9 protein-coding genes are annotated in these 10010 nt (G+C 57.6%); 7 read left to right on the top strand and 2 right to left on the bottom strand.

Annotated elements, in window-relative coordinates; translation table 11 throughout:
* Positions 1–386, bottom strand: a 386-nt coding sequence (locus VMU57_RS14235; RefSeq protein ID WP_325384527.1) for a cupin domain-containing protein, incomplete at its 3' end; no start/stop codon positions are given.
* A 99-nt stretch (positions 387–485) separates the two neighbouring features.
* Here VMU57_RS14235 and VMU57_RS14230 point away from each other — a divergent pair.
* The 7 genes from VMU57_RS14230 to VMU57_RS14200 all read left to right on the top strand — a co-directional run bounded on the left by VMU57_RS14230 (position 486) and on the right by VMU57_RS14200 (position 8782).
* Entirely contained in the window at positions 486–881 is a 396-nt protein-coding gene (locus tag VMU57_RS14230) for a (R)-mandelonitrile lyase (protein WP_325384526.1), read from the top strand.
* Between the two features lie 73 nt (positions 882–954).
* Positions 955–2418, top strand: coding sequence for a dipeptidase (locus VMU57_RS14225; protein WP_325384525.1), 1464 nt, complete (start codon positions 955–957; stop codon positions 2416–2418).
* Positions 2419–2420: 2 nt separating this feature from the next.
* Positions 2421–3125: a molybdenum cofactor guanylyltransferase gene (gene mobA / locus VMU57_RS14220; RefSeq protein WP_325384523.1), complete on the top strand. Its 705-nt coding sequence runs from the start codon at positions 2421–2423 to the stop codon at positions 3123–3125.
* A gap of 79 nt (positions 3126–3204) precedes the next feature.
* The gene (locus VMU57_RS14215) at positions 3205–4194 is read left to right on the top strand and encodes an ABC transporter ATP-binding protein (protein WP_325384521.1); all 990 of its coding nucleotides are present in this window, start codon (positions 3205–3207) and stop codon (positions 4192–4194) included.
* Between the two features lie 303 nt (positions 4195–4497).
* Positions 4498–6012, top strand: coding sequence for a sugar transferase (locus tag VMU57_RS14210; RefSeq protein ID WP_325384519.1), 1515 nt, complete (start codon positions 4498–4500; stop codon positions 6010–6012).
* Between the two features lie 18 nt (positions 6013–6030).
* Complete coding sequence (locus VMU57_RS14205) at positions 6031–7716, top strand: NAD+ synthase (RefSeq protein WP_325384517.1); 1686 nt, start codon at positions 6031–6033, stop codon at positions 7714–7716.
* Positions 7717–7759: 43 nt separating this feature from the next.
* Positions 7760–8782 (top strand): DsbA family protein, encoded by a 1023-nt coding sequence (locus tag VMU57_RS14200; protein WP_325384515.1) that lies wholly within the window; start codon positions 7760–7762, stop codon positions 8780–8782.
* A gap of 67 nt (positions 8783–8849) precedes the next feature.
* On the opposite strand, the gene purU is transcribed toward VMU57_RS14200, so the two are convergent.
* Positions 8850–9707 (bottom strand): formyltetrahydrofolate deformylase, encoded by an 858-nt coding sequence (purU, locus tag VMU57_RS14195; protein ID WP_325384513.1) that lies wholly within the window; start codon positions 9705–9707, stop codon positions 8850–8852.
* Positions 9708–10010: the final 303 nt, after the last annotated feature.

Genomic DNA, 10010 nt, shown 5'->3' with positions numbered 1-10010 from the left:
TTCATGGCTGCAAGCTCTTCGTCACTGGGCCAAGAGATGGTGAGCAGGAAGGCGGAGTCTTCGGCAGCTTCGACGTCGTGGCGGATGGAGGCCCCCAATGTGAAGAGGTTGCCGGTGCCGAGGTCGTGCGGGTGGCCATTGACGCTGAACCGAACTTGTCCCTTGAGTACCTGGAGGGAGATGGTTCCGTCGGCGTGATGCTCTTTCATCTTTGCGGCTTTTTCCATGGAGATGAGAACGACGCGGAAGTCGTGCTTTTTAAAGAGGGTCTTGGCGTAGATGCCGGAGGGCCATGGTTTTTGCTGCTCGGAGTCGGCGATCTCCTTGAGTAGATCGAACTGGGCCTGCTTGTCGATCATAGTGCCGTCTTGCTGGGACGTGGTCATGTTTGCATCTCCCTTTGATGGCTATGGGACTCTTCTACTTATCACTTGGATGCAGGAATGTTCGTGCGGGGCTAATTCGCTGGTGCGTAGAATGTGGTCATGGAAATCAAACGGATCGGCACACAACCCTCAGCAAAAGGTCCAGCGAACTGGTTTACTGGAACGGTTCGGATCGACCCCCTCTTTCAGGCGCCCGATCCTGCGCTGGTGGCAGGCGCCAGCGTCACGTTTGAGCCGGGAGCGCGCACTGCGTGGCACACGCATCCGCTGGGACAGACTTTGATTGTTACAGCGGGCTGCGGATGGGTTCAGAAGGATGGTGGTGCGGTTGAGGAAGTTCATCCTGGGGATGTGGTTTGGTTCGCGCCAGGAGAGAAGCATTGGCACGGAGCTACGCCGACCACGGCAATGAGCCACATCGCGATTCAGGAGCGATTGGACGGCAAGGTTGTGGATTGGATGGAGCATGTCAGCAACGAGCAATATTGTCGGTGAGGTTAAGTTTGAGCTGACTGGCTGCCAGCGGATGGTGCTGCGCGGTTCGAAAGATTGATTTGGGGGTGGAGCGGTGACGACGAATACGAATGCGGCAGCGGTTGGGTTTGCGCAGGAAAATCAGGCCCGGTTTGTGGAAGAGCTGAAGGCTTTGCTGCGGATTCCTTCTATCTCCACGTTGCCGGAGCATATAGGGGATGTACGCCGGGCGGCAGAGTTTGTGGCGGCTGAGTTGAAGCGGATTGGGATGGAAAATGTCCGACTGATTGAGACGAGTACGCCCGAAGAGATGATCGTGGATGAGGCGGGACAAGCGCGGGTGGTGCCGTTCCGGATCGGGCATCCGCTGGTCTATGCGGATTGGCTTCATGCGGTACCAGCAGCGGATGGGACGGCCGCGACTACTGTGCTTTGCTATGGGCATTACGATGTGCAGCCGCCCGATCCTCTGGACGAGTGGAAGACGCCTCCGTTCGAGCCTACGGTGAGGGATGGGAACATCTATGCGCGTGGGGCAGTGGATGACAAAGGCCAGATGTGGATGCATGTGAAGGCGCTGGAGTCGTTGATGGCGGCTGGAGGTGGAAAGCTGCCAGTCAATGTGCGCGTGGTCGTCGAGGGCGAGGAAGAAGTTGGTGGCGAAGGGATTGCCGCGTTTGTGCGGAATCATGGTGAGGAGCTGAAGGCGGATGTTGCGCTGGTCTCGGATACGGAGATGTTTGCGCCGGAGCTGCCCACGCTGTGCGTCGGGCTGCGCGGGATGATCTATACCGAGATTGAGGCGTGGGGGGCGCGCACGGATCTGCACTCGGGGATGTATGGCGGGGCAGCGCCGAATCCCTTTGTGGCTCTGGCACAGGTGATTGCGAAGCTGAAGGATGAGGATGGAAAGATTCTGATTCCGGGATTTTATGACAAGGTACAGAAGCCTACGGATGCAGAGTTGAAGGCATGGAAGGCGCTGCCGTTCGACGAGGAGCACTATCGCGAGACCGAGGTGGGTTCGGTGGCGCTGACCGGAGAGCCGGGGTATAGCGTGCTGGAGCGGACGTGGGCGCGGCCTACACTCGATGTGCATGGGATGCCGGGCGGATTTATTGGGGCGGGCGCGAAGACGGTGATTCCGGCGAAGGCGCTGGCGAAGGTAAGCATGAGGCTGGTACCGGATATGACCCCGGCGGAGAGCTTTATGCAGTACAAGGCGTATGTGGAGTCGATCTGCCCGAAGGGAATTGAGCTTGAGGTGAGGTTGATCCATGCGGGCGATGCCATTGTGGTGAGTACGGACAATGAATATGTTCGGGCGGCCACGGCGGCGATGCACGAGGTCTTCGGCAAGGAGACGGTGTTTGTGCGCGGGGGTGGATCGATTCCGATTGTGGGGGACTTTGAACGGGAGTTGAAGATTCCTACGGTGATGATGGGATTTGGGCTGCCGGATGACAACCTTCATGCTCCGAATGAGAAGTTCCATCTGGCGAACTTTCATCGCGGGATCGAATCGATTGTGCGGTTCTTTGCCCGACTGGGAGCCTGAGGGTGAGGGCGGCTCCGTCGGACGTGAGTGGGTATGTGCTGGCGGGTGGAAAGAGCTCGCGCATGGGACGGGACAAGGCTCTGCTGGAGCTGGCGGGGAAACCGCTGGTGCTGCGGGCGGTGGAGAAGTTAGGGCTCGTTTGTAGCGAGGTTTCGATCCTCGGCAACAGGGAAGAGCTGGAGGCTTATGCTCCGCTGGTTCGCGATTTGCATGAGGACTGTGGGCCGCTGGGCGGAATAGAGGCCGCGCTGGTGCATTCGACGAAGGTGTGGAACCTGTTTATGGCTGTGGATATGCCGTTTTTGCCTGTGGGTTTTCTGGATGCGTGGGTGAGGAGCGTGATTGAGAGGCAACAGGCGCGGGTGGCCTTGTTTACGGTGGATGGTCGGCCGCAGCCTGCGCTTTGCCTGGTACACAAAGAGGTTGCGTCGTTTGTCAATGCGGCAGTGATGCGACGGGAGTTCAAGCTATTTCCTGTGCTGGTGGGCGCGGCGTCGCAGTTGGCGGGAGGGTTTGGAGTGGAGTTGAACGAGACACTTTTGAACTTTCCCTGGAGCGGAGATTTGGCGGCTTTTGATGGTGGACGGAACGGATGGGTTCCGACGCAGGCGCAACTAGGTGCATCGCATCTTTGGTTTGCCAACCTGAATACGCCCGAGGAGTTTGGCGCAGCCGAGTCTTTTGCCGGATTGCTGAACGCTGATTAATTCGAGACAAGCTGCATAGCGGTGGGCCGGTTACGCATCTGATAAGACTAAGACATTAGCCAAAAGAAGGCAGGGGACGATGACGGATTTCGACAGCGAGAGAGACCCACGGAACAAAAATAAGCGGCCGGTGGAGGCGACGGACCATGAGGGTTCGGAACATGTTTCGGACTCTGGTGGTGCGGAGTGGGTGGATGGAGATAATTCGCTGATTGCGGAGGTATCGCGGGATGTGGCGCCCGTGGTCGAAGAGTTTATGGAGCAGGCGGCGCAGCAGAACGAAGCTGCGGCTGACGCTGTGCCGGATGTCAGGAATAAGCCGGGGTCGTATATCTCGTTCGAGCATGTGTATAAGGCGTTTGATGGCTTTGTGGTGCTGGATGACGTTAGCTTTTGCGTGAATTCGGGAGAGACGTTGTGCATTATGGGGCGCAGCGGCGTGGGAAAGTCGGTGTCGCTGCAGATGCTGCTGGGGTTTCTGAAGCCGGACAAGGGAATCATTCGGGTGGCGGGGGAGGATATCTGCGGGCTCAATGAGCGGGAGCTGCAGGCGATCCGGCGGAAGGTGACAATGGTGTTTCAGAATGGGGCGTTGTTCGACTCGGTGACGGTAGGGGAGAATGTGGCGTTTCCGCTACGCGAGCGGGGAGAGCTGGCTGAAGAGCAGATTCTGCAGGTGGTGAAGGGATTGTTGGAGATGGTGGGCGTGGCGGGGATGGAAGATCTGCTGCCATCGGACCTATCCACGGGGATGAAGCGGTCGGTGGCAATTGCGCGGGCGCTGGCGGCCCAGCCGGAGGCCGTCCTTTATGACGAGCCGACGACGATGGTGGACCCCCTGATGGCCCATTTATTGGGAAATCTGATTGAGCGGTTGAAGCAGCAGCTTCATCTGACGAGCATCGTCGTGACTCACGATACGAGGTTTGCGAAGAAGCTGGCTGACCGGGTGGTGTTGCTGCATGGAGGAAAGGCGCATTTCTTTGGAACGATGGAGGAGATGGAGCAGAGCGATGATCCAGTGCTGAAGGAGTTTCTCGCGCTGGATGAATTGAGCGTTCCAGTTTAGGTTGCGAAGGGAAGAACGATAAGCGCAATTTATATCAACAATTTACGTTAACGATACAGCAAAGTTTTGCAGATTTAGGGTTGCTATGTTGCATTGGGCAACGTATCCTTAAATCAGGAACACGTCGCTTCCGCAGGGTCTGTGAGCTTCTGAATTTATTGGGGTTAGCAGAGAGCCTGATGTTCTGAACCGTGTTTTTTCTGCTGTATTTGAAATTATTGATCGTGCAACATGCCTTGGGTTATTTCTGGCATCTTACCGACTGTGAAGCCACAGGAATATCACAGTAAAGAGGCGTTCGCTATGGCGACACCGGATTATCTGCAACAGGTTATTGTTTCGGCAAGAGCACGGGCTGTTCGAGACAGACGCACTTATTCGACCCGATTTGGATTATTTCGCCGTCCTTCGATGACCAGCATGGTCTGGGCATCGCTGGATCTGGTAACTGTTTTTGTAGCGCTGATCCTGGCGTTGCGCGTCCGGGTTGTTTTGCCCCCGCAGGTTTCTGTATTGCATATCGTGCCGGACTTGATCGAGGTGTCGCCCCGGACGCTGTTTTTGTATATCGGCTGGTTCGCGGCATGCTTGATCTTCTTTGCGCGCTCGTATGGGCTGTATGGGCCCATTCAGAATCGCAGCGGTCTGCATGAGCAAAGGATGACGGTGCAGGCGGTTCTGGTCTCCGGGTTGCTTCTGTGCGGTGCGCTGTACCTCTTCAACGGAGTCGCGATCTCGCGGATTGTCGTCGCTCTGGTGGTCCTGCTTTCGGCTGTCATCCTCTGCGTGCGGCGCGCGGTATGGCGGCGTATGGCTTACAAGCGCTTCCGCGAGGGGATGGAGACGCGCAACGTTCTGATTGTGGGCGCGGGCCGGGTGGGCTATGCCTTGCGGAACCACCTGGAATCGCTGAACCATCTTGGATTTCGCTTCAAAGGCTTTGTCGCGCTGACGGAAAGGGAGGCAGAGTCGGGAGACGCAGAGGTAATTGGCGACGTGCGGAACTGCCTTTCGCTAGCGCGGTCGCTGTTCGTGGATGAGATCTTCTTTTCTGTCCCTGCAGACAAGAAGCTGGTGATTGGCATGGTGGAAGAGGCGCGGACGGCTGGGATCGATGTCCGGGTGGTGCCGGATATGTATGACGGACTGGCGTGGAATGCGCCGGTGGAATATATCGGCCAGTTTCCGACGATTCCGCTGCACCGGCGGGACTTCCCCATGGGAGCGTTTCTGCTGAAGCGCGCACTGGACATCGTGCTGGCATCGGCTGCGCTGCTGGTGGTGTCGCCGATCATGCTTGGAATCGCGATTGCCGTTCGAATGGACTCCAATGGCTCCATTTTTTATGGAGCGGAGCGCATTGGCCGTAAGGGGCGGACGTTCTCCTGCTTCAAGTTCCGCACCATGGTGAAGGACGCCGATAAGTTGAAGGCCGATCTGGAGCACATGAATGAGCGGGACGGCATCCTCTTCAAGATTGCCAATGACCCGCGCATCACGCGGGTGGGAGCCTTTTTGCGAAAGTATTCGCTGGATGAGCTGCCGCAGTTCTATAACGTGTTGCGCGGAGATATGAGCCTGGTAGGGCCTCGGCCTCCGATGGCCGCCGAGGTAGAGCAGTATGACCTGGCGCATCTGCGCAGGCTGGATGTTTTGCCAGGAATTACCGGGTTGTGGCAGGTGGAAGCTCGGCAAGACCCCTCGTTCGACAGCTATATCTCACTGGATACGGCTTATGTGGAGAATTGGAGCCTTTGGCTTGACCTGAAGATTCTGGCGCGGACCGTGCATGTGGTGTTAAGCGGAACTGGCACCTAAGGCGTTAGACTTAATGCTGTGAAGATAGCTCTCGCGCAGATTAATCCGACGGTTGGGGACTTCGCCGGAAATACCAAAAAGATTCTTGAATATGCGATGCGCGCTCAGGAAAGAGGCGCATCGCTGGTTGTCTTTCCGGAGCTTGCCGTGTGCGGATATCCGCCGGCGGATTTTCTGGAGAAGGCCTCCTTTATCGCGAGGGCCGGTCAGGCGGTGGCTGAGATTGCTGCATCGACGGCGGAGCGTGGGCGTCCTGCGATCTTGTGCGGCACCGTGATGCCGGCGACGTCGCCGGTGGGCAAGCAGGTGCGCAATGTGGCTGCCTTGCTACGGGCTGGAGAGGTGGGTTTTGTGCAGCAGAAGATGCTGCTTCCGTTCTATGATGTGTTTGATGAACAGCGCTACTTTGAGCCTGCCACGGATCAGGCGCTGACCGCAGTCGATGGACAGCCTCTGGCGATTACGATCTGCGAGGATGCATGGAATGACAAGGGCTTCTGGCCGAGGCCGATGTATCGGGTCGATCCGGTTGAGACCCTGATGATGAAGTGGGGAGAGCACGCCGAAAGCCTGGAGAGCTGCCCGCGCATTATTTTGAATATTTCGGCTTCGCCTTATTGGCGGGGCAAGCCGCAGGTGCGGCAGAAGATGCTGGCAGCATTGGCGGAGCGGCACGGTGCTTATGTGGCCATGGTCAACCAGGTGGGCGGCAACGATGGGCTGGTCTTCGATGGTTCTTCGCTGGTGATTGGGCCAAAGGGAAGTGTAGTGACGCGGGGAGCTTCGTTTGCTGAGGATCTTGTGATCTTCGATACGGAGGCAGTCGATGGAGTAAAAGCTGTAAGCTGGCCTCCGCCGGATGAGGTGGAAGAGATTTGGAAGGCGCTGGTGCTGGGAACCCGGGATTATGTGCGCAAGTGCGGGTTTTCAAAGGTCGTGGTGGGGTTGAGCGGAGGCATCGATTCGGCGCTGGTGGCTGCGATTGCGGTGGAGGCTCTGGGGGCCGAGAACGTGCTTGGAGTGGGAATGCCGAGCGAGTATTCCTCGCTGGGCTCGATCGAAGATGCGCGGGCTCTGGCCAAGAATCTTGGCATGAGATTTGAGCTATTGCCGGTCCATGATGTGTTTGCCCAGTATCAGCAGACGCTGCAGCCTTTGTTTGAAGGAACGCCGTTCGGGCTGGCCGAGGAGAATCTGCAGGCGCGAATACGCGGAGGGCTGCTGATGGCGCTGGCGAATAAGTTTGGCTCGCTGGTGTTGACGACCGGCAACAAGAGCGAGATGTCGACGGGATACTGCACGCTGTATGGCGATATGGTGGGTGCGCTGGCGGTGATCGGCGATGTGATGAAGACCAGGGTCTATGCCATCAGCCGGTATGTGAACCGTAAGCGCGAGGTGATTCCCTGGGCGACGATCGAGAAGCCGCCTTCGGCGGAACTGCGGCCGGAGCAGCGGGATACGGACTCGCTACCGCCGTATGAGGTGCTCGATCCGATTCTCGAGGCTTACGTGGAACGATACTGTTCGGCCGAGCAGATTGCGGAGGAACAGGGAGTGGATGTTGCCCTGGTGCGGTCGATGTTGCAGCTGGTTGAACGAAGTGAGTATAAGCGGCAACAGGCGGCTCCGGTGCTGAAGGTGACAAAAAAATCGTTCGGAACGGGGCGCCGGTTTCCCATAGCGGTCAAGGTTCAGGTGTAATAGAAGTGCTGCGCGCGTAGAGCGGCGGCGGAGGAAGGATTCTTTGAAGATTTCAAAATGGATGTTGGCAGGATTGGCGTCGGTTCTCAGCGTTGCAGTAGTCGCGGGAGCCCAGACAGCAACAACAGGCACGGCCTCGAAGGCAACAGCGCCAGCCCCGGCGTTGCAGTTGAATGATTTAGGACAGGGTCCTAAGGCGGACCCATTTCCTGCTGCGAATCCGAAATATTTTACCGCCGCTTCGCCGACGGTCGATACAGTGAATGCTTTTCTCAAGGCATTGTGGGGATACGACTCCAACCGCATCTGGCGAGTCGAGGCGATTCAGACGACGGCTGCGCCCGGCGTGACCAAGGTGGTTGTCTTTATCTCCGACAAGTCGCCGAATGCCAAGGTTCAGACAGCGGCGTTCTTCGTTACTCCGGACGGCAATCATGTGATCGCAGGCGACGGCGTCGTTTCCTTTGGCGCGACTCCGTTTGCAGTGTTGCGCAAGACGCTGGAGGCGCAGGCCGATGGTGCAGCACGTGGCGCGGCCAGCAAAGACCTGATGCTGGTGGAATTTGCCGATCTGGAATGCCCGCACTGCAAGGAAGCGCAGAGCACGATGGATCAACTGGTGAAGGATTTCCCCAACGCCCGCGTGGTCTTTCAGTCCTTTCCTTTGGCGCAGATTCATCCGTTCGCCTTCAAGGCTGCGGAGTACGGGTATTGCGTGCAGAAGCATAGCGATGCAGCATTCTTTACCTATGCGGCAGCGGTGTTCGATACGCAGGCTGGTCTGACTGCGGAGACGGCCGATGCGACATTGAAGAACGCTGTGACCAAAGCTGGATTGGATCCGGCCGCGATTGATGCGTGCGCGGCTACGCCGGCGATCAAGGCGCAGGTCGATGCCTCGGTGAAGCTGGCTGAAGACTCTGGTGTGAACCAGACCCCGGAGCTGGCGGTCAATGGACATCTTTTGCCCATTACGCAGGTACCCTATGAGACGCTGAAGAAGATCATCTCCTATCAGGCTCAGTTGGATGGGGTCAGCACAGGAGCGACTTCGGCCGCGAAGTAAATATTTTTTGGAAGGGAAGCGCACTCATATTCTGGGTGCGCTTTTTTTTGATGGGTGTGATGATGCGCTAGGCGAAGATGACTGTCTTGTTGGCGTAGGAGAGGATGCGATCGCTGAGGTGCCAGCGGACCGCCCGAGAGAGAACCAGGCGCTCGAGGTCGCGGCCTTTTTGGATCAGGTCGGGGAGCTGGTCGTTCTGGGAGACGCGGGTGACGTCCTGCTCGATGATAGGGCCTTCGTCGAGGACCTCGGTGACGTAATGGCTGGTGGCGCCGATCAGCTTGACCCCGCGGGCGAAGGCGGCGTGGTAGGGGCGCGCTCCGGTGAAAGCTGGCAGAAAAGAGTGGTGTACGTTGATGATGCGCTGGGGATATGCGCGGACAAACTGCGGCGAGAGAACCTGCATATAGCGGGCGAGGATGACCAGGTCGATGGAATGCTCGTCGAGCAAGTCCATCTGTCTTTGCTCGACCTCAGCCTTATTGGCCGCGGTGACAGACAGATAGTGGAAGGGAATCTTGTAAAAGTCGGCGAGGGGCTTTGCTGCGTCGTGATTGCTGACGATGAGCGAGAGATTGCAGCTTAGCTCTCCGGTCTGATGGCGGTGGAGCAGATCGGCCAGGCAGTGGAGATAGTGTGAGACGAAGATGGCGACGTTCTGAGGTGGCGTTGCGAAGGTGAGCCGCCAGTTCATTTTGAACTGCTGGGCCAGAGGGCTGAAGGCTGCGCTGAAGTGCGCTTCGTCGCAGGGAGCGTGGTCGGTGGCAAACTCGATGCGCATGAAGAAGAGGCCAAGCTCGACATCCTGATGCTGGTCGGCGTTGAGAATATTGGCGTCGTACTGCTGCACAAGAAAGTTGGCAATGGCGGCGACGAGACCTTTGCGGTCGGGGCAGTCGATGAGGAGAACGGCGGTCTTGGACATGGCGCTGCATTGATTAGAGCATTTTTCAGAAAGGCGCCACGATAAATGCAAGAGGGAGAACAGGTAACGGCAATGAGGAGGGACTGATCGGATTTCAGCCTGCAACTCGAGCTGAATGGGCCGGGTGCGGACTCAGCCCATTCAGGTTCGATATCTAACGATTGTCAGGCCATGCGTTGAAATGGCCTGGACATTGGCACCTTTACGCGAGTCGCATTGATGAAACTTTCGCGCTCGATTTTTTGCTTGTTCTCTACATTTTTTGCGGCGACCTTAGGCTTTGGAGGGCCAGCCCATGACTCT

The organism is Edaphobacter sp., from assembly GCF_035532915.1.
Taxonomy (GTDB): Bacteria; Acidobacteriota; Terriglobia; order Terriglobales; family Acidobacteriaceae; genus Edaphobacter.
This window is presented reverse-complemented; position numbering and strand designations above follow the sequence as displayed.